This window comes from Methanohalobium evestigatum Z-7303, from assembly GCF_000196655.1.
GTDB classification, from domain to species: Archaea; Halobacteriota; Methanosarcinia; order Methanosarcinales; family Methanosarcinaceae; genus Methanohalobium; species Methanohalobium evestigatum.
Genome location: NC_014253.1, coordinates 47,400 through 67,454, shown reverse-complemented (window position 1 = coordinate 67,454; position 20,055 = coordinate 47,400). Strand labels below are relative to the sequence as shown.

16 protein-coding genes, 2 tRNA genes and 3 rRNA genes are annotated in these 20,055 nt (G+C 41.4%); 5 read left to right on the top strand and 16 right to left on the bottom strand.

The genetic code is table 11. The annotated features are described in order from the left end of the window. Nucleotides 1-21: 21 nt before the first annotated feature. Nucleotides 22-2,157, bottom strand: a complete 2,136-nt coding sequence (locus tag METEV_RS00315; protein WP_013193558.1) for a DHH family phosphoesterase — start codon at nt 2,155-2,157, stop codon at nt 22-24. A gap of 138 nt (nt 2,158-2,295) precedes the next feature. Here METEV_RS00315 and METEV_RS00310 point away from each other — a divergent pair, with 138 nt between their 5' ends. Both METEV_RS00310 and METEV_RS00305 read left to right on the top strand, forming a co-directional pair. Continuing rightward, nucleotides 2,296-3,192, top strand: a complete 897-nt coding sequence (locus METEV_RS00310; RefSeq protein ID WP_013193557.1) for a slipin family protein — start codon at nt 2,296-2,298, stop codon at nt 3,190-3,192. Between the two features lie 36 nt (nt 3,193-3,228). Continuing rightward, nucleotides 3,229-4,533, top strand: a complete 1,305-nt coding sequence (locus METEV_RS00305; protein WP_013193556.1) for an NfeD family protein — start codon at nt 3,229-3,231, stop codon at nt 4,531-4,533. A gap of 1 nt (nt 4,534) precedes the next feature. Here METEV_RS00305 and METEV_RS00300 read toward each other — a convergent pair whose 3' ends face one another. From METEV_RS00300 to METEV_RS00270, 7 genes are all read right to left on the bottom strand, one after another. Continuing rightward, nucleotides 4,535-5,863, bottom strand: a complete 1,329-nt coding sequence (locus METEV_RS00300) for an AIR synthase-related protein (protein ID WP_013193555.1) — start codon at nt 5,861-5,863, stop codon at nt 4,535-4,537. A gap of 23 nt (nt 5,864-5,886) precedes the next feature. After that, entirely contained in the window at nt 5,887-6,495 is a 609-nt protein-coding gene (hisH, locus tag METEV_RS00295; protein ID WP_013193554.1) for an imidazole glycerol phosphate synthase subunit HisH, read from the bottom strand. 50 nt (nt 6,496-6,545) lie between these two features. Then, entirely contained in the window at nt 6,546-6,728 is a 183-nt protein-coding gene (locus METEV_RS00290) for a hypothetical protein (protein WP_013193553.1), read from the bottom strand. A gap of 56 nt (nt 6,729-6,784) precedes the next feature. Continuing rightward, nucleotides 6,785-8,086, bottom strand: a complete 1,302-nt coding sequence (locus tag METEV_RS00285; protein ID WP_013193552.1) for a UDP-glucose dehydrogenase family protein — start codon at nt 8,084-8,086, stop codon at nt 6,785-6,787. Nucleotides 8,087-8,232: 146 nt separating this feature from the next. Continuing rightward, nucleotides 8,233-10,074, bottom strand: a complete 1,842-nt coding sequence (locus tag METEV_RS00280; protein WP_013193551.1) for a PINc/VapC family ATPase — start codon at nt 10,072-10,074, stop codon at nt 8,233-8,235. Between the two features lie 52 nt (nt 10,075-10,126). Beyond that, nucleotides 10,127-10,489, bottom strand: a complete 363-nt coding sequence (gene hisI, locus METEV_RS00275; protein WP_013193550.1) for a phosphoribosyl-AMP cyclohydrolase — start codon at nt 10,487-10,489, stop codon at nt 10,127-10,129. A 188-nt stretch (nt 10,490-10,677) separates the two neighbouring features. Next, on the bottom strand, nt 10,678-11,073 hold the full coding sequence (locus METEV_RS00270; RefSeq protein ID WP_013193549.1) for a response regulator: 396 nt from the start codon (nt 11,071-11,073) through the stop codon (nt 10,678-10,680). A 273-nt stretch (nt 11,074-11,346) separates the two neighbouring features. On the opposite strand from METEV_RS00270, the gene METEV_RS00265 reads away from it, so the two are divergent. From METEV_RS00265 to METEV_RS00255, 3 genes are all read left to right on the top strand, one after another. Continuing rightward, on the top strand, nt 11,347-12,396 hold the full coding sequence (locus METEV_RS00265; protein ID WP_157197240.1) for a hypothetical protein: 1,050 nt from the start codon (nt 11,347-11,349) through the stop codon (nt 12,394-12,396). 121 nt (nt 12,397-12,517) lie between these two features. Beyond that, on the top strand, nt 12,518-12,835 hold the full coding sequence (locus METEV_RS00260; protein WP_013193547.1) for a HesB/IscA family protein: 318 nt from the start codon (nt 12,518-12,520) through the stop codon (nt 12,833-12,835). A 52-nt stretch (nt 12,836-12,887) separates the two neighbouring features. Then, complete coding sequence (locus METEV_RS00255; protein WP_013193546.1) at nt 12,888-13,247, top strand: nascent polypeptide-associated complex protein; 360 nt, start codon at nt 12,888-12,890, stop codon at nt 13,245-13,247. A gap of 386 nt (nt 13,248-13,633) precedes the next feature. On the opposite strand, the gene rrf is transcribed toward METEV_RS00255, so the two are convergent. The 8 genes from rrf to pstB form a co-directional block, all read right to left on the bottom strand. Continuing rightward, a 5S ribosomal RNA gene (rrf, locus tag METEV_RS00250) occupies nt 13,634-13,755 on the bottom strand. A gap of 22 nt (nt 13,756-13,777) precedes the next feature. Further along, nucleotides 13,778-13,850 (bottom strand) — tRNA-Cys (locus METEV_RS00245). A 179-nt stretch (nt 13,851-14,029) separates the two neighbouring features. Further along, nucleotides 14,030-16,951 (bottom strand): 23S ribosomal RNA (locus METEV_RS00240). Nucleotide 16,952: 1 nt separating this feature from the next. Next, a complete protein-coding gene (locus METEV_RS12170) occupies nt 16,953-17,099 on the bottom strand; it encodes a hypothetical protein (RefSeq protein WP_157197239.1) in 147 nt (48 codons plus the stop codon). A gap of 54 nt (nt 17,100-17,153) precedes the next feature. After that, nucleotides 17,154-17,226: transfer RNA gene (locus METEV_RS00235), tRNA-Ala, on the bottom strand. Nucleotides 17,227-17,308: 82 nt separating this feature from the next. Further along, nucleotides 17,309-18,787: ribosomal RNA gene (locus tag METEV_RS00230) — 16S ribosomal RNA — on the bottom strand. The 16S, 23S and 5S rRNA genes sit together here with 2 tRNA genes alongside, the layout of an rRNA operon. Nucleotides 18,788-18,881: 94 nt before the next feature. Beyond that, nucleotides 18,882-19,043 (bottom strand): hypothetical protein, encoded by a 162-nt coding sequence (locus METEV_RS12165; protein WP_157197238.1) that lies wholly within the window; start codon nt 19,041-19,043, stop codon nt 18,882-18,884. 191 nt (nt 19,044-19,234) lie between these two features. Further along, nucleotides 19,235-20,050, bottom strand: coding sequence for a phosphate ABC transporter ATP-binding protein PstB (gene pstB / locus METEV_RS00225; protein ID WP_013193545.1), 816 nt, complete (start codon nt 20,048-20,050; stop codon nt 19,235-19,237). Nucleotides 20,051-20,055 lie beyond the last annotated feature (5 nt).

Sequence of the window (20,055 nt, the reverse complement as noted above, 5' to 3'; positions counted from 1 at the left end):
GTTATGGTCTGATTGGAATATTTATCCCAGACCTTCCTCTATTTCTGCCTGACCTAATTTTTCAGCCAGTTTTTCAAGCACTTCTTTACGCATTCCCTCTACAAATTTTATGCTACCAACAACAAGGTGTCCTCCACCATTGACACCCCCACCTTTAACCTCGTTATGAAGTTCCCTTACTATCTGGGGGATGTTCATCTTAACATTTTTAGAGCGAATTACCGTAAAGTCCGGTCCATAACCTATTGTTATCACTGGTTTATTTTCATATTCCTGACACATCCTGTCATGTACCTCACCTGCTGTTTTACCAGGTGGTGGAAAACTGAATTTATGGGCATAATTCTCTACATCCAGTGCGTTCATTATTGCTCCATTGGGAAGCGTTGTAGATTTTACATGTGGCAGACATGTCTCCATCTGGGATGATATCAAATCATTTGCCTGTTCACAAAGTATGGATACAAGGTTTTTATGTACCATTGGGTCGCCAAAATTCAAAATATCGTTCACTATACCTTTACCACTACTAAACTTCAGCCAGAAAGCTTCAAAATCAAGAGCCAAAGCGATATCTTTCAATTGATCAAGTGAATATTTGTCCGAAACAATATTTATGTATTTAGTAGCTTCTTCCCTTTCTGAACGGTCTCCTACTGCTGAGATCGCAGGAAGATGATATATTTCATCTTTAACATCAGGGTTTATCATACTCGCTATTTCTGTACACAACATTCCTGTGGTAATACCAAAGTCACCACCTGCATGAGCGGGATTTATATGAGATTGAAGATACTGGTCAACTACTTCATCAGGGTTGTGATGGTCAACAACTATCATGTCAATGCCATACACTCTCGCCTGTCTCATAGCAGGTGTATCTTCATCGGTTGAACCATTATCTACCAGAAGAATTAGCGGGAACTTTTGACCGTGGCGTTCCATATCCTCAAGTGCAAACGATAAGTCTTTTGTTACGTCAGCAAGTTCATAAAACGGTGCTTTGGAAGGAGAACGCCGGTACAGATAATATTCTGCATCAGAACCACTGACTTCACTTATTAGTGGAAGCACTGCCCTTTCAAGTGCAACCGCTGATGTCATACCGTCTGCATCAGCATGATGCCTGATAACAATCGGTTTTGACTTGATAACAGCTTTCCTGATTTCCTTGGCAACCTTTTTCATACCAGGTTTCAATTTATCCAGTATTTCACTTTCAATCAAGAATTCTGATTCATAGGGTTCGGCTCTTTCATCGATAGCCTTTTCAATACGCTCCCATACTGCAGATTCTTTTTCTCCCGAAAGCCTTTTCATGCTCTTGATTTCAAGCTGAACCTCGTCACCCCGGGATGTGATTTCTCCTGTAGCAGTCACTACCATGTTGGAATCTATGTGTGGATAAGCACGTTCTCCTGCCTTCTCAAATGCAGCACCTGTAATCAATCCAGCTTCATCAGATATAGTAAAAATCGTCGGACCTGCTGTTTGTTTTACCTGTATAACTTCCCCTTCAATTCTTACGACTCTTCCTATAAAATCTGGTATTTGAGATGATAGTTTAATAGGCAATTCTTTTTCAAGTTCTACAGTATGGAATTCTTTGATGTTTTTTGGTACAAGGTCGACATTGCCATTGGATTTTATCTCCTTTACATAAACTATTACAGGGTCTCCGATATCAAGTTCTTCTTTTAGATTCTTTATATGAATCAGACCTCTGATATGGGCGTTTAAGTTTACAAAAACACCAAACGCCGCTATACCGTCAACGATTCCGTGATAGAGCTGTCCTACCTCTACTTCATCCAAGTCACAGGAATTGTCAAGAGCATAAACAACCTGTGATTTGGCACATACCCGACAAATCTCCTCATCATCTACAGGCTCATCGATAGATGTTCCGCATACCTTGCACTTATAAAAAATACCGCGACCTTTACAGGTCTCACAATACTTTGTTGTTTCTATTTGACCGCTACCTTCACATTTTGGGCAATAAGAACCATCAGAAAGAAAATCATCAACATCTTGTTCTGTTAATTTCATAAGATCTACTGATTTGGTTTTCCCCGTGCCCTTACATTCGGGGCATTTTTCTACTGATATTATTTGATAACCTCTGCCTTCACATTCAATACATTCTTCACTCATTCTATCAATACTATAATTGTTTATGTAGAATTTATTTGTATTGATTCAATGATTAAAAATTAAAATTGTTACGTTAATTTTTAAACCAATAGCTTTTTAAGTCTTAAAATTAATTTCATTTTAGGAGAGTGGGTCAAATTGGTTGATTATACCATATTAATTCCTGCAATAATAGTTGTGCTTATAATATTGTCACAAGCTATCAAAATTGTCAAAGAATATGAACGTGTTGTTGTTTTCAGGTTAGGAAGATTTCTCGGGGAAAAAGGACCCGGACTGTTTATTATAATACCTATTGTTGATACTGTCGTTAAAGTAGACCTACGTGTAGTCACTATTGATGTACCTAAACAGGCAGTTATCACACTGGACAATGTCACCATAGATGTGGATGCTGTAGTTTATTACAGGGTCACAAGTCCCGGGGACGCCGTGACTGCTGTGGAGAATTATAAATATGCTACAGCAATGCTTTCCCAGACCACATTGAGAGATATACTGGGGCAAGTTGAATTCGATGATGTACTTTCAAAACGAGATGAAATTAATCAGAAAATACAGAATGTATTGGATTCATTGACCGACCCGTGGGGTATCAAAGTTACAAATGTTACCATAAGAGATGTTGTATTGCCTGAATCCATGTATCGCGCCATAGCAAGACAAGCAGAAGCAGAACGTGAGAAACGTGCCCGTACTATCCTTGCCGATGGTGAATTTAAAGCCGCTCAGAAAAATAGAGACGCTGGTGAGTTATACCAAGAAATGCCTGCTGGTCTTAAATTACGTGAACTGCAAACATATGCTGAAATATCACGTGAAAAGAACATGATTGTAGTGACTGATACTACAAATGTTGATACCGGCAAGATTGCTGCGCTTTCAAACGCAGTTGTAAAAGGAAGCAGTGGTCAAAAAGAGCAATATAAATCATCCACTCCAAGAAGGGAGGAAACACAGCCAAAATCAGAGACAAGGATTGATGAACTGGTTGAATCCTCTAAACAAGAGTCAGGAGAAATGGGCGAAAAATAATGAACAAATATACAAACAAATAAAAGCAGGTGTATGATGGATATCAGACCCAATACATACTTTCTCATTATTATATCTCTTTTCTTTTTTATAGTAATGATGTCTCCCTGTGCCATTGCACAGGAAGAGAAAGTACTTGTAGTAGAAATCTCTGACTCTATCACATCTGCCAGTGATGATCTTGTAACCAATGCGATATCGGTGGCAGAGGATGAAAATTATGATGCTATTGTTCTCACATTAAATACACCCGGTGGGAAACTTAGTGAAACATTTAATATTATAGAATCTATCGAAAGTACTAATGTCCCTGTTATAGGTTATGTATATCCAGAAGGTACAAAAGCCTGGTCTGCGGGTACCATTATACTGATAAGCACAGATATCGCTGCAATGGCTCCTTTTTCAGTTATAGGATCAGCACAACCAGTTCAACTAACTGGAGGAGGAAGTCAGCCGATAAACGATTCAAAAACTATTAACGCCATTGTCGAATATACAAGAGAAAAGGCACGCCAGAATAACAGAAACGTTACTGCCGCTGAAGAATTTATTACAAAAAATCTGAATATTAATGCTGAAACTGCTTTAGAATACAATGTAATCGAATATACTTCTCCTTCAATAGGCGATTTACTCTCACAAGTTGATGGAGATGTCGCAAAGGGCAAACAGCTCAATGTTAGTGGTGCCCAGATTGACCGTTATGAGCCATCAATAAACATCGCCATTATGAGTATAATTTCAGACCCATTGATTGCATCCCTGTTGTTAATTATTGGATTATATTCGATTGTCATTGGTTTATCCAACCCCGGTTTTGGTGCAGAAATTTTTGGTACAATCGCAATTGCTCTTGGACTTATCGGTTCAGGATTTGATGTTAATATTGCTGCTATATTCCTTATTATTGTGGGTATGGGGCTGATATTCCTTGAAATTCAATCACCCGGTATTGGGGCGTTCGGTATCGGAGGATTAATTTGTCTTATAGTAGGAAGCATATTCATAGTACCCACCGACTATCCTGACTTTTATACCCCAGCAGAAATTCAGCAGGAGATAATAATTGCTATCGTAACCCCTTCAATAATTATGGGCGTGTTCATGCTGTTTATTGTCTACAAAATTATAGAAGTACGACACAGGAAACCTATTATCGGAGAGATTGTAGGCAACACTGCAATAACCAATGAAAAGATAAAACGTGGAGAAGAAGGATACGTTAAATATAAAGGAGAATACTGGAAAGCAAAATCCGATGAAGAAATTGATAAAGGTGTTAAAGTAGAAATTATAGATAAAGAGGGTCCAACCCTTGTCGTAAAGCGTGCAGAATAATTTAACCTTTTTTAATTCTATCAACTATCTTCTTCTTCTTATCCAATGATTCATCAGCAGCTTTATTGATTGCAGATTTCATATTTTCAAAATCCAGTGGTTCATCCTCTCCTACCATTTTTTTGATTGGTGTATATGCTGATTCCCTGAACCGAGGTGTAAAATCGCGCCTTTCTCCATCAATTATCAACTCTGATCCACTTCCTTCTTCCACATTTCCTACAATATCGATATCCACACCCGAACTTTTTACTGTATTTATTATATCTTCGGCATATTCTTCCGGTGATATGATAAGAAGTGAATCCAGGGATACACCCAGATAATCAATCCCAAGAGATTCAAGCATTTCCATTACAGGAGAATTTACCAATTTACTCATACGTGATTCATCAAAAACCAGTTTTAAACCGGCAGTTCTGGATATTTCCTGTGCATCTCCACGAACTCCGCCATTAGTCACATCTGTCATGGCATGGATATCAGATGTAAGCCCCGATTCAATAAGAGCTTCACACGCCTCAAGGAATTTGATATTTATCGTTTCATCAACAACCTCATGCATTCCATGATAAAGTGCAGTAGTGGATACTGTGCCTCCCCCTGCTCCTTCAGTCATGAGTATTACATCACCCGCTTTTGCCTGAACACGTGATGTGAGGTGAGATTCCACACCTACTGCACCAACCCCGCCTGTCATCCTGTCTCCAATAACCATATCTCCACCTATGCGGAGAGTACTACCTGTGACAAGTGGAACATCAATAAGTTCTGATACTGTTGTAATACCTGCTATATGATCGAATATCTTTGCTACGTCCCCATCATCTGCCACATGGATATCAGAAAGCAACGCTACCGGTCTTGCACCCATGACATAGATATCGCGAAGAGCCGCACGTGCTACATGGAAGCCTGCAAGATATGAAAAATCACTAAGGCGTGAATGCATCCCATCAACTGTTACTATAACATATTTGGAACCGTTCTCGGTTACTACTGCACCAGAGTCGTCCAAATGAGAAGAGTCCACAAAAGCACCTGTGTTCCCGATTATCTCCGCTATTTTTTCATGAGTATAAAAATCTCCAGTGCCTCTGGAACCAACGCCAAATTGTCCCATAGTGATACCAGATATAGTCGGATTGAGTACATCACCTGTGACATTCAGTGTAGATTTTGCTTCTTCAATAGCAGCTTTTGAAAGTTGTCTTGCATAATTTTTACTTGTGTTTTTTACCTCAAGTATCCGTGAGGTCAGCCTGTCTTCAAGTTCCGACTCTTCAACACCATTTAACAATGAACGTTTTGCATAGCCTTCAATATCCATATTCTACCTCTGAAAAAAGATGGTCAGCACATATTAACAAAATTCTCAACGATTTTAAGCCCTGTTTTTCCGCTCTTTTCTGGATGGAATTGGGTACCTACTACATTACCTTTTTCGTTTACAACTACTGCTGCAAAGCTTAAACCATAATCACAGGATGAAAGTGTATGAAACTCATCGGTATCCACATAAAAAGAATGAACAAAATATACATAGTCTCCATCTGATATTCCTTTAAGAAGAGGATGTGATTTATTAATGGTTATAGAGTTCCATCCCATATGAGGAACTTTTAATTCACTGGATGGGATACGTCTAACATGTCCCGGTACCAAATCGATTCCTTCGGTCAATCCCCCTTCATCAGATTTGCTCATGAGTATCTGCTGACCGAGACAAATACCAAGCAGCGGTTTACCGGTATCCACATATTCATAGATAACATCAGTAAGAGGTTGAAGATTTTTCATGGCATCGATAAACGCACCAACACCAGGTAATATCACCCCGTCTGCGTCCAGAATTTCTTCAGGGTTACTTGATATAACCGGCTTTGCTCCCACTTTTTCCAAAGCTTTCCTGATGCTTCGAAGATTACCAAGTCCATAGTCTATTATAGTGATTTTTTTCATGGTTAAGAAGAAGTATAGTTTTTATACATCAAATTAACGAATATATGGCATTATACTTTTGTTTCATATACTGTTTTTGTCCTGCCACACCTTTCACATCTATATTCTTTTTCCCTGACATTTGATGAAAAATGTGATGATCCACCTGCACGCTTCCATTTATGTAGACCCAGATAACACAGTATACTTTTTTTATTTGCAGTTCCACTGACACGGGATGGTGATTTAGCCATTATTTATCCCCTTATTTCTATATAGGCGGCAACACATAAATACCTGACCAGTAGACTCACCAGCAAATACCAACATAATCTATCTCTTGTTCAAGGTTCTGGAAAGGTATAATACGCCTTCCATCAACCACGACTTTATTTTTCATCAACCCAAATTCTGAATCAAGATTTTTGAACTCGTTCCAATCTGTCATCACAAGACAGGCTTCAGAGTTATAAAGCGCCTCTTCTGCACTATCACAATAGTTAACACTACTAAACACCTTTTTCATATTACCATTTGCTTGAGGGTCATAGGCTTTAATTTTAGCCCCATTATATAATAGGTCTGCTATTACCGGTACAGAACGGGATTCACGGATGTCATCTGTCCCATTTTTAAACGCAAGACCGAGTACAGTAATTGTTTTATTTTCCAGATGACCGATTTTTTCTTCGAGCAAATCTATCATTCTATGAGGCTGGTTTTCATTCACTCTAATAACAGAATCGAGCAATATGGGTTCATATCCAATTTCTTTTGATTTACCTGTCAATGCCCTGACATCCTTCGGGAAACATGAACCGCCAAAACCTGCTCCAGAATTCAAAAAATACGGAGAGATTCTAAAATCCATCCCTACTACTTTCATAACTTCATAGGTATCGATATCAAGTTTTTTACAAATGTTTCCTATTTCATTGGAAAACGAAATTTTTGTAGCAAGGAACGAATTGTTTGCATATTTTATCATCTCCGCAGTTCGGGGATTGGTTCTTATGAACTCATTTAGACATTCAACCTTGTCATAAAGATGTGATACAACATCACCTGAGTGTTTATCCAGTGCTCCTATGACTATCCTGTCAGGATTCATAAAATCATAAACTGCTTTACCCTCGCGCAGAAATTCAGGATTCATGGACACACCAAAATCTTTTCCTGCCTGTTTCCCTGAAGCTTGTTCAAGAATGGGAGTTACAAAATTTTCTGTTGTTTCTGGTACTACTGTACTTTTTAAAACAACAACATGGTAGTCATCTTTACTGCCAATGGCGTACCCCAGACTTTCACTTGCAGATTTAACGATAGACAAATCAATATTACCGTAATCATCCGAAGGTGTCCCTACACATATAAACGATATATCCGAATCATTAACCGCTGATTCATAATCAGAAGTAGCTTTCAGATTACCTCCCGCATGGTTTTGAATGAGTTCATCAAGACCTTGTTCCCATATAGGAGAAACGCCTGAGTTTATTTTATTTACTCTTTCCTCATCAATATCAATACAAATGACCTGATGACCGAGCTCCGCCAGACACGCTGCAGTTACAGTACCTACATAACCAGAACCTACCACTGAAACTTTCATGATTATCCTCTGGTCATGAATTCCTGTAAGATGTATATTAGATTGACGTTTTGAAAATCATAATTTAAGTTATAAAGTCTGGAGATTATTCATACCATTGTTGAAAGAGGATTATAACCGATAAATGTTATAATCACTTTTTTGTTTCAAATTACTTTGACAGTAATAACTTCACCTTCATCCACTGCATCGATGATACTGTCTGCAATAGTTGAATCTTTTCGAACTTTGATATCACCACTGCGGCTAACAGTTGCAGTGAAAAGATATATACCTCCTGCATAGACTTCTACATCTTCAGTGGATAATTCAGGTATTGTAAGGATTACATGTTTTCTGGTTCGTTCAACAGTCGGCTGGAATGTTTTTCCTGTATGTTCTCCTCTTTTTGGTGTTTCTTCTTCAATTCTCTGAACATCGATGTGTATGCCAAGCTGTCTTTCAATTTCAGCTATCATCGACCCGCCTTTTCCTATTATTTTAGGAATGTCATATTCCATAACACGAACAATGGCCTTTTCATCTGACACCATTTCCACTTCGAAAGCTCCGCTTACATACTGTTCAATGACCTCATGGATTCCGCCTTCTGCCAGTTTCAGTGCCGGTTTTTTGCTTTCAGTACCAACTGGCATTACAACAACCTGTTCTCCGTAGGTGTATAATTCAAACTCTGTTTTACCAGTTTCAAAATCTGAAACAGTAATTACCGGTCTTGCAAGGTCTGCTTCAGTCATACCATACGGCACTTTTACAGTAAACTCAAGAACCTGCACTTTGGATACTTCGCCTTTATCAATAAAAATCACAGTATCCACAATCTGTGGTATTACTCCAAGTTCCACTCTACCAATAAGCCTCTGAATAGCATCTACTGCACGGTAGGAATGCACTACACCTACCATTCCCACTCCTGCAAATCGCATATCTGCAAAAATCTGGAAATCACGTGTTTTCCGTACTTCATCATAAACGGTATAATCAGGACGAACCAGTAGAAGCAAATCTGCCGTGTTTGCCATATCTTCATCGAGAGGTGAATATTGGGTGATTTCTTTTGGCACCTGAAGGTCTCGCGGAGACTCCATAGTTTTTACAACAAAATCCTTCTCTTTTAAATATACAGCTATTCCTGCCGCAAAAGTAGATTTACCTGCTCCTGGAGGACCTGCTATAAGTATACCCCTCTGGTCAACTATACGCTGCTTTAACTGGTCGCTTAATCGGTATTCATCCAGTGTTACTGCAGCAACAGGTCGTACTGCTGTGATTTCTATGTCATCTGAAAATGGTGGATTGGATATTGCAATACGCATATTACGGATTTGTAAAACCATTGCCCCATTTGCTGACATTTCAGTAAAGGAATCTGGATCTGAGCGTGCTCTTTCCACCAGTTCTCTTGAAATATTCTTCAGTTCTTTGAAAGTTGATGGTTCATCACGTATCTTAACAAACTTTACATCACCAATAGACCCACGTTTAGCCATTGGAGGGACTTTGTTTTTAAGATGGACAGACATTGTGTCTTCTGTAAAAAAACTTTCTATTAGCAATGGTTTGAATTCAAAACTTTGAGGAAATAACTGTTCAACCTTAAGACCTTTTGCAATTGCTACTTCTGACTGAACCTTATCCCCTGTTACAAACATTGCATCCATATCAGCTGCTACAGAACGAATTAATGCATCGATTTCTCCACCTTTGACAAGTTTTATTTGATCCAGACTCGGACGTGTTCCTGTATATTTAAGGTCAATTTCCCCGCTGTCAGCAAGTCTGCGTAATTCACGTAATTCCTCAAGTCCTTTATAACCAACTTCAAGACCCCTGTTCGCCTGTGCCTCAAGTTCAGAGACTACCGCCTCAGGTATATATATCATCGACCTCTTGTATTTACCGGATTTGACTTTTTCAGAAATACGCCCGTCGATAATTACACTGGTATCAGGCACTATCCTAAATTCTTCATCATTTTTTTTCTTCATATTTATCAAATGTGTATGAACTTATATAATTTGATTGGAACTTGAATTCCAATTAATATACATCCTCTGGCTCAAAAACTTTTTTTCCTACTATATTTCCTTCTATTGTACGATAAAAACAGGAATAAAAGCCTTCATGACAGGATGCCCCCATCTGTTTTATTTTAAGCAAGACTGCATCCATATCGCAGTCAACATACATCTCATGGAGCAACTGTAGATGACCTGAACTTTCACCTTTTTTCCACAATTTGTTACGGCTTCGGCTCCAGTAATGTACATATCCCGTTTCGACTGTTTTTTCAAGTGCTGTTTTATCCATATAGGCGCACATCAAAACTTCGTTGGTTTCAAAATCTTGTGCTACCGCCATTACCAGCCCATTTTCGTAATTTAGATTATCCAAGTCTACCATAATTACCACTGACTACTATATACTAAAAACATATAAACGGTAAAAAGGCTTTTCAACCAAATATTTTTTGAAAAAACTTGATACAGACCTTTTAAAAACCAGTTACTAAAAAGAATCCATAACATAAAAATTAGTTATGATTATCTCGGATTGAAATAGTATAATATCCTATTACAAAGGTAAAGCTTTTATTGTAAAACAGATACCATTTCACTGTTTTTGAGGTGTTGCTTTACCTGTGATTCAAAAACATCCACATTTATCGGTTTTGGAATATATCCATCACAACCAGCATCAATAAATTTTTTCTTATCACCAAGCATAGCATGTGCTGTTAAAGCCACTACAGGGATATCTGTAAACAAAAAATTATTCTTCAACTTGTAAATAAATTCAAGTCCGTTCATTTGAGGTAATTGTATATCTAAAAGTATAAGATCAACATAGTAGTCTTCCAGCTTTTCAAGTGCCTCAAAACCATCTTCTGCATTTATAATATTGTATCCATGTGGATTTAAAAAATCACTTATAAGTTCCCTATTTAAGCGGTCATCTTCAACAAGAAGTATGTTTATATTTGACATTATTACATCTTACCTACATAGATTGAAATGATTATAATCATATAGTAAACACATTTTAATCAGTCATTAATTTAAAAGTATAAAAATATATTTACAAATATAGTTCAAGTATTAGTAACTGTAATTAAACCATCTGACCAGTGAAAAAAGTTTTGAATTATAAATATAATACAAACTAACAATTACAAATATTATTAAACATTTATAAAAAGGATTTACATAGAAACTAATCAGATAGAAATCTTTTTTAGTCCAGTAAACAACACATTTGTGATGATTATGAAAGAAGATTTAAAACAAATACTTAACGACATTTTCACTTCATCCCAGTACAATATTATTGAATCAAATAATTATGACCTGATAGCCAGTAGAAACAATTACAACATTTATATAAACATTGGAGACCAAGCAGAATACCAGAAAATAAGAAAGTTATCCAATGAAATCAACGGAAACAACCAGGATGGAAATTCTATAGGAATCTATGTGGTTACTGACAACCCTGATGAAAGATTATACCAATATGCTGATAAAATGGGTATCATACTATGGGGTAGAGACCAATTAGCATTACAGATTGGAAAAGCAGTGATTGCAGATATTGAAGGAGAACCCTGTAACCTTGAACTGGTTCAACCTTATTCTACAGCCCAATCCAGCCAAGAATACTGTAATGATTCCTATTATGACTATAGTGTCATGAATGATACAACATCTGAACAAGTAGAACAAAATACAGAACAGGAAACTGTAAAAACTGATTGTTTGAACATAAAAACAGCCCCTATAAATACTTCAAAAGATAGTGCTGTATCTATCGCAAAAGCACATCTGGGTAAAATCCAAAATGCTACTCTTAAATTTGTACCTTATTGGAAATACAATTATTCGGTCTATACTGAACAAAATTACAAATCTAAAACAATAGATATCTCAGCTGAGGATACAGGATATCTAAACGCCTTAAATGGCAGTCATGAATCATTACCAGTTGAAAAAATAATTGAGTATGTAGAAGAACCCGAATACAATTATTATATTGTAAGTAACAGTTTAACAAGAGAAGAAGCCAGCAGCGAAATATTAAAAAACATTATTGAGAAAAATACCAAAAATATCCGTTTTGATAAGACTGCAGGTGAGGCAATAATATCAGAACACAAAAGGTTTAAGCCCAAATCCAGTGATATAGACTACAATCTGGAACTGGTATATCTTCCAGTATGGGAAGTAAAAGATAAACGCAATTCTATCGAAATAAACGGACACAATTCAGAAGTATTCAGTAAGCCTACTGGTAATGATGTAGAATTTATGTAAAACCTTGAGAACAATTTATTATGTTGCGCAGGTTTTTTATACCAATAACCATATATAGAGGAATATAGATTTTATTACTATTTTCTATAATATATAATATTAACTAAAAAAGGTGAATAACTTGGTAAATATAACTGATGAAGCCGCATCCGAATTAAAATCATTACTCGAATCAGAAGAAAAAGAAGACCATGCACTGCGAATATTTATCGCAGGAATGGGATGCAGCGGCATACAATACGGACTTGCTCTTGATAACGAAATAAAAGAAGAAGATGTTACAGAAGAGAGCAACGGTCTTAAAGTTGTTATGAGCTCAGACATTGAGGAAGGGCTTTCAGACGCAACTATAGATTATGTTGAAACCGAAGAAGGTAAAGGATTTGTTATAGATAATCCAAACCCTGCTTCATGTGGATCCTGCAGCAGTTGCCAGTAAATTTTAAAATTTAATGTAACATCAAATCAGGTATAATTTAGGTGATTAGTAGATGTTTCCAGGTATGGGCGGTCGAGGGATGAATCCCTCCAAAATGAAACAGATGATGAAACAGATGGGTATAAGTACAGAAGAAATCAATGATGTTGAGCAGGTTATCATCAGGAAATCTGACAAAGATATTGTTTTCAACGATGCAAGCGTTACTGTAATGACAGCCCAAGGTGTAGATACCTACCAAATAGTTGGGACCCCCGAGGAAGTTGAAAGAGAAGTTGAAATACCTGATGATGATGTTAAAATGGTTGCCGAACAGGCAGGTACATCTGAAGATGCCGCCAGAGAAGCCCTGAAAAATACAAAAGGTGATCTTGCAGAGGCTATTACAAAACTGTCTGAAACTTCAGAATAAAATATTCCTGCTTAACTACTTCTATTCTCTTTTTATTATAAATCAAAATCAGTAATCAATAATATACTTTTTTTAAATACATTAACCTGATATCAAGGCAATAATATACTTTTTTTAAATACATTAACCTGATATCAAGGCAATAATATACTTTTTTTAAATACATTAACCTGATATCAAGGCAATAATATACTTTTTTTAAATACATTAACCTGATATCAAGGGTTTGTAAAAATGTAGACCACTTAACTTAAGGTTATTAGTTGTAATTAAGAAGAAGAATAAAAAAAAGTAACCAGTTACCAGTTTCTTTTAATAATGGATAATCTGTAAAAATTGATTATAATCAAGTAGAAGTAGTAGTGTGTGAATGATAGGTAAAGTGAGCATGGCAGCTATCCGCAGTTCCCAAAGGCTCGCGCACTTTAGTACCGTACGGAACGCGGGCGGGCTTATCTGCTGTGTTCGGGATGGGTACAGGAGTTACCCCGCCGCTGTGGCCGCCATACTCACTGTGAATGTGAGTCCAGAGCCAAGGCCCGGATTCGAACCGGGGTCACATCGCTCTGCAGGCGATTGCGTAAGCCACTCCGCCACCTTGGCTGGATGTATTCTTATGTCTATGCTACGCAATCGTCTGCATCGTATTTGAATCTTTCTGTACTAATACGATGGCGTGATTGGTAATAATGATGGATTAGTAGTATCGTGTGATTGCCATGTCTGCACTGACCTAAACCTGTTTTAGTAAACGTACCAGATTTCGCCTGGATGAAGCGGTGCGAACCCCGGCACGGAAACTTAGTTGCCGCGGACTTAACACTTCGTTGCCTTGGTGCTTACATCCCGACTCTATCATCCGGTCTTCTACCGGCATCCTTACTGAGGTCTCGTTTTGAGCCGGATTTCGAGCTTAGATGCATTCAGCTCTTATTCCTTGGTGCGTAGCTGCTCGGCAATGCCCTGTCGGACAACCGATCGACCAGTGGCACCGCTGCTCTGTTCCTCTCGTACTAAAAGCAGCTTACCCTCAGACCTCAGACACCCCTAGCAGATAGTAACCGACCTGTCTCACGACGGTCTAAACCCAGCTCACGATCTCCTTTAATAGGCGAACAACCTCACCCTTGGCTGCTGCTGCACAGCCAGGATGGAAAGAACCGACATCGAGGTAGCAAGCTGCCGGGTCGATATGTGCTCTTGCCGGCAACGACTCTATTATCCCCGGGGTAACTTTTCTGTCGTCTTAAGCCCGTATCAAGCAGGACATGAAGGTTCGCTAGAACCAACTTTCGTTCCGCGATCCGCTACTGTGCCGGATCACGTCAGGCCAACTTTTGCTCTTGCACTCTTAAGTGGGTTTCCGACCCACCGGAGTTGACCATTGCGCACCCTTGATATCTTTTCAAGGGCGTCCCGCCCCAGGCAAACTGCCTACCTATCGGTGTCCTCCTTGCGGAGTAAGGGTCGTAGTTCTGGAAGGGTAGTGTCCCAGGGACGGCTCCACCCACGCTGGCGCGTGAGTTTCGACGCCTCCTACCTACGCTGTACATCCAGGACCACAACCCAGCGACAGGCTGCAGTAAAGCTCCACGGGGTCTTCACTTCCCCCTAGGGGTCTCTAGCCTCTGCGCTAGAAAGATATGTTCACCGGACTCTGGCTAGGGACAGTGGGGCCCTCATTGATCCATTCATGCAAGTCGCCAATTAAGCGACAAGGTACTACGCTACCTTAAGAGGGTCATAGTTACCCCCGCCGTTTACAGGCCCTTCTTCCCGTTGGACCGGGTTTTCAGGTGCCCGCACTGGGCAGGATTCAGAGATCGTACTAGCCCTTACGGGTTTGCGATCTCCTATGTTGTTATTAGACAGTTAGAGCCCCCTGGTCACTGCGACCTGCTGTCTTCACAGCAGGCACTCCTTCTCCCGAAGTTACGGAGCTATTTTGCCGAATTCCCTTAGCCAGTATATATCCGACACGCCTTGGCCTTTTCAGCCAGGGGCACCTGTGTCAGTTCTTGGTACGGTCACTCGACTAACCTTTTCACGGGCCCCTGGGTGCAGCCGACTTACGCCATCACGCCTTCACTCCCTTCTCGCCATTACGGCTCTCCGGGTGCTTCAACGCTTGGACAGTGCGACAACACTGCTCGGCCTGCCCTGAGGCGTCAGCGGATCCATCGAGTGGTACAGGAATATTAACCTGTTTCCCTTTCGATGCACTCGAATTACGGTGCACCTTAGGACCGACTAACCCTCGGCTGACAATCATTGCCGAGGAAACCTAGCCCCTTCGGCGGTCAGGATTCTCACCTGACTTTGCTGCTACTCTTACCAGGATTTTCGTTTCCGCACGGTCCACTGGACTTCGCAGCCCAGCTTCTGCCCGAGCGCAACGCCTTCCTAACAGATCACCTCGCGGTGCTCCATGGTATCGGTGGTCGGCTTGAGCCCCGTCCATTTTCGGGGCCCCAAACCTCGACTGGTGAGCTGTTACGCACTCTTTAAAGGATAGCTGCTTCTAAGCTAACCTACCAGCTGTCTAGGGCTTGGGACACCCTTTGAATAACACTTAGCCGACACTTGGGGACCTTAACCACGGTCCGGGTTGTTGCCCTCGCGGACTACAAGCTTACCCCAGTAGCCCAGACTCCACCTGTCTACGACGCCGGTGGGTTCGGAGTTTGACAAGAGGGGTAGGGATTTCTCCCCAGGTCCCTCCAATCAGTGCTCTACTCCACCGACTATCTCGAGATGGGTCATGCTGCGACATGTTTTGGAAGGAACCAGCTGATGCCGGGCTAGATTGGCCTTTCACCCCTAGACGCAGGTCACGCGAACGATTTGCAGATCAGTACCGCTTGCGGTCCTCCACGTAGCTTTCGCCACGCTTCAACCTGCCCACGCCTAGATCGCCCGGCTTCGGATAGTAACTCAGTGACTCCGCGCACTTGTATACGCCGCGCCTCTCCGAAGATGCACGCTTGTTGCTTTCGCTCCGGCTTCCTCAATGACTGAGTTAGCCATCGCCACTGAGATACACTCCCTGGCCCGTTTTTCGAAACGTACGATACGACATCGGCACCGATACCCGTACTACAGCCTCGCGACTGATTCCTTCATACCGGAGTTCCTTGCATGCCGTATCGCTCCGTCACCATCAGGTTTCAGGCACTTTGCACCTCCCTTTTTGGGGTACTTTTCAGCTTTCGGTCACCCTACTAGTACACTATCGGTCTCAAGACGTATTTAGTTTTGGAAGTTGATACCTCCCAAATTCCCGCGGGATATCCAACCCACGGTACTCAGGAACAACACCAGATCCCTCAACCCGAATCTACATGACTGTCACATTCTATGGTCCTGCTTTCCAGCAGAGTTCGACCCGAGTTGACCGGGACCTTTGATACTGCCCTTTAACACCACATTTCCCTTCCATTTCTGGAGGGATTCGGTTTGAACTCTACCGTTTTCACTCGCCGTCTACTAACGGTATCTCGATTGGTTTCTTTTCCTGCTCCTACTGAGATGCTTCAATTCGGAGCGTTCCCGATCATTACTGATCGACATACGTCAGGAGGTCCCATTAGGAGATCCTGGGTTCATTGGCTCCGTGCACCTACCCCAGGCATATCGCAGCTTGGCACGTCCTTCCTCGGCGCTTGAGCCGAGCCATCCACCTGATGGCATATTGCCAGAGTCCGCTCACTTCATCCAGTGAGCGTCTGATACGCTTACTTGCGCAGATTTAGGTCTTGTCTGTAAAATATTACAGACACAGACATGGCTTACACACGATTTCATATCCGCACCGACGTGTCCACCGGTGCAGAATCCATCCTTCCCGGACAATGTAACTTGCCCGGTGCACTGAAAGATAAGAATATGATATTAAACAATCATAAGTGGACTTGCTGGGACTCGAACCCAGGGCCTCTGCCTTGCAAAGGCAGCGATCTTCCATCTGATCTACAAGCCCTCAGAGTTGAGGCAGCCCAACAACTCCTGGAGTTGGATCTGCCAGTTTTTCGATTCCTGACTGGTGGTGAATTCTTTTGCTTAGGAGGTGATCCAGCCGCAGATTCCCCTACGGCTACCTTGTTACGACTTAACCCCCCTTGCGAGATTTAGGTTCGAGCATGACACCTTGGGGTTCATGCCCTCACCCAAACCTCACTCGGGTGGTTTGACGGGCGGTGTGTGCAAGGAGCAGGGACGTATTCACCGCGCTATGTTGAAACGCGATTACTACGGATTCCAGCTTCACGAGGACGGGTTTCAGTCCTCGATCCGAACTACGGCCGGGTTTATGAGATTACCTTCCCCTTTCGGGGTAGGGACCCATTGTCCCGACCATTGTAGCCCGCGTGTAGCCCGGGAGATTCGGGGCATACTGACCTACCGTAGCCCGCACCTTCCTCTGCTTTAGCAGCAGCGGTCCCCACAGAGTACCCATCGTTCCGAAGAACATGCTGGCAACAGTGGGCACGGGTCTCGCTCGTTGCCTGACTTAACAGGATGCTTCACAGTACGAACTGACGACGGCCATGCACCTCCTCTCAGCGATTCAGGTAAGGTCTTCAGCCTGACCCACATATTGCTGTCGCCCCCGGTGAGTTTTCCGGCGTTGAGTCCAATTAAACCGCAGGCTCCACCCGTTGTAGTGCTCCCCCGCCAATTCCTTTAAGTTTCAGCCTTGCGGCCGTACTTCCCAGGTGGCTCGCTTCACGGCTTCCCTTCGGCACTAGGAACGGCCGTACCATCCCTAACACCTAGCGAGCATCGTTTACGGCTGGGACTACCCGGGTATCTAATCCGGTTCGTGCCCCCAGCTTTCGTCCCTCACCGTCGGACCCGTTCTGGTAAGACGCCTTCGCAACTGGTGGTCCTACAGGGATTACAAGATTTCACTCCTACCCCTGTAGTACCTCTTACCTCTCCCGGTCCCAAGTCTGACAGTATCCATTGGAATTCTGACGGTTAAGCCACCAGATTTCCCAATGGACTGATCAAACCGGCTACGGACCCTTTAGACCCAATAATAGCGATCACCACTCGGGCCGCCGGTGTTACCGCGGCGGCTGGCACCGGTCTTGCCCGGCCCTTGCTAACGCATGTATTTTACACATACGGACAGCCAGCATTATATGCTGGCACTCAGTGTCCCCTTATCGCGGTTTCCCGCAGTGTAAAGGTTTCGCGCCTGCTGCGCCCCGTAGGGCCTGGATTCATGTCTCAGAATCCATCTCCGGGCTCTTGCTCTCACAACCCGTACCCGTCATTGGCTAGTAGGTACGTTACACCCACTACCACCTGATAGACCGCAGATCCATCCTTGGGCGGTGTCCCCTTTTAACCACAGAGCCTTCCAGCATCTGTGGCTCATCCGGTATTATCCCCAGTTTCCCGGGGTTATCCCGGTCCCAAGGGCAGGTTATCCACGTGTTACTGAGCAGTTCGCCATGTTCACGAAGAACATATAACTTGCATGGCTTAATCGGACACTGATAGCAGTGATCTCTGGCAGGATCAACCAGAATTTTAGATGAAAAATTTGGTCGAACTCTCTATTGGTCATACCAATTTACTTAAGTCCACCTGGTTAATTACAATCATAGAAATTGCAGGGTTAATTCAGTAACTGAACAGTCCAGCTTTCCCTTTGATAGTGATTGTATAGAATAACAACCACCACCAGTCAGGATTAACCGAACTGGCAGATCCAACGTCAGACAGGAAAAAACTCCTATCTCCACTTATGGAGGTGATGAGCAACCTCTGATTTAGGTTGTTCATGTTATATATAATTTATGTTTCCACCCCATCCATAGATGAGGTTTCTTTCACGAATGATCAAAATTTGTGATGTTCAAATTTTAGCCCTTTACGACTCATAAGTTGATACATCGTTCGCACCAACTCGCCTCATAAAGAGCATCCCTACAACAACGTCTTAATATATAAAAGTTGTGGTTAGGATGTTTCATTCATCCAAACCTTCCCGTTATATACTCTTCAGTCATTCTTTTATCAGGATTTTCAAAAAGCTTCTTGGTTTTGGAATATTCTATTAATTCTCCCAGATGGAAGAAGGCTGTATAATCACTAACTCTTGCTGCCTCCTGCATATTATGAGTTACTATTACTACGGTATAATTCTTTTTGAGTTCATAAATTAAATCTTCAATCTTAGACATTGCTACAGGGTCAAGAGCGGATGCCGGTTCATCCATCAGTAAAACTTTAGGTTCAACAGCTAAAGCTCTGGCAATACACAACCTCTGCTGCTGCCCACCACTAAGGTCCACAGCTGAAGCGTCAAGTCTGTCCTTTACCTCGTCCCAAAGAGCCGCATTCTTCAAACTTTCTTCTACAACTTCATTTAATTTGGTCTTATCATTAACACCATGCACCCTTGGGCCATAAGCAACATTTTCATAGATAGATTTGGGGAATGGATTAGGCTTTTGAAATACCATCCCTACTTCTTTTCTTAATGTTGCCACATCAATATCTCCTTCATAGATATTTATCCCATCATATACAATACTTCCTTCAATTCTAACATTTGGAATTCTATCATTCATCCTGTTTAATGTACGCAGAAATGTTGATTTACCACACCCACTTGGACCAATAATAGCAGTTACCTGTTTTTCAGGTATTTCTAAAGTTATCTCATTTAATGCATGAGATTCACCATACCATAAATTGAGATTTTCTACATCAATAATGGAGTTATTAAAAGATTTAACATTTGCAGAATCTCCTGCTAATGCTTCCTCTACATTTATTTCTGGCATTAAGT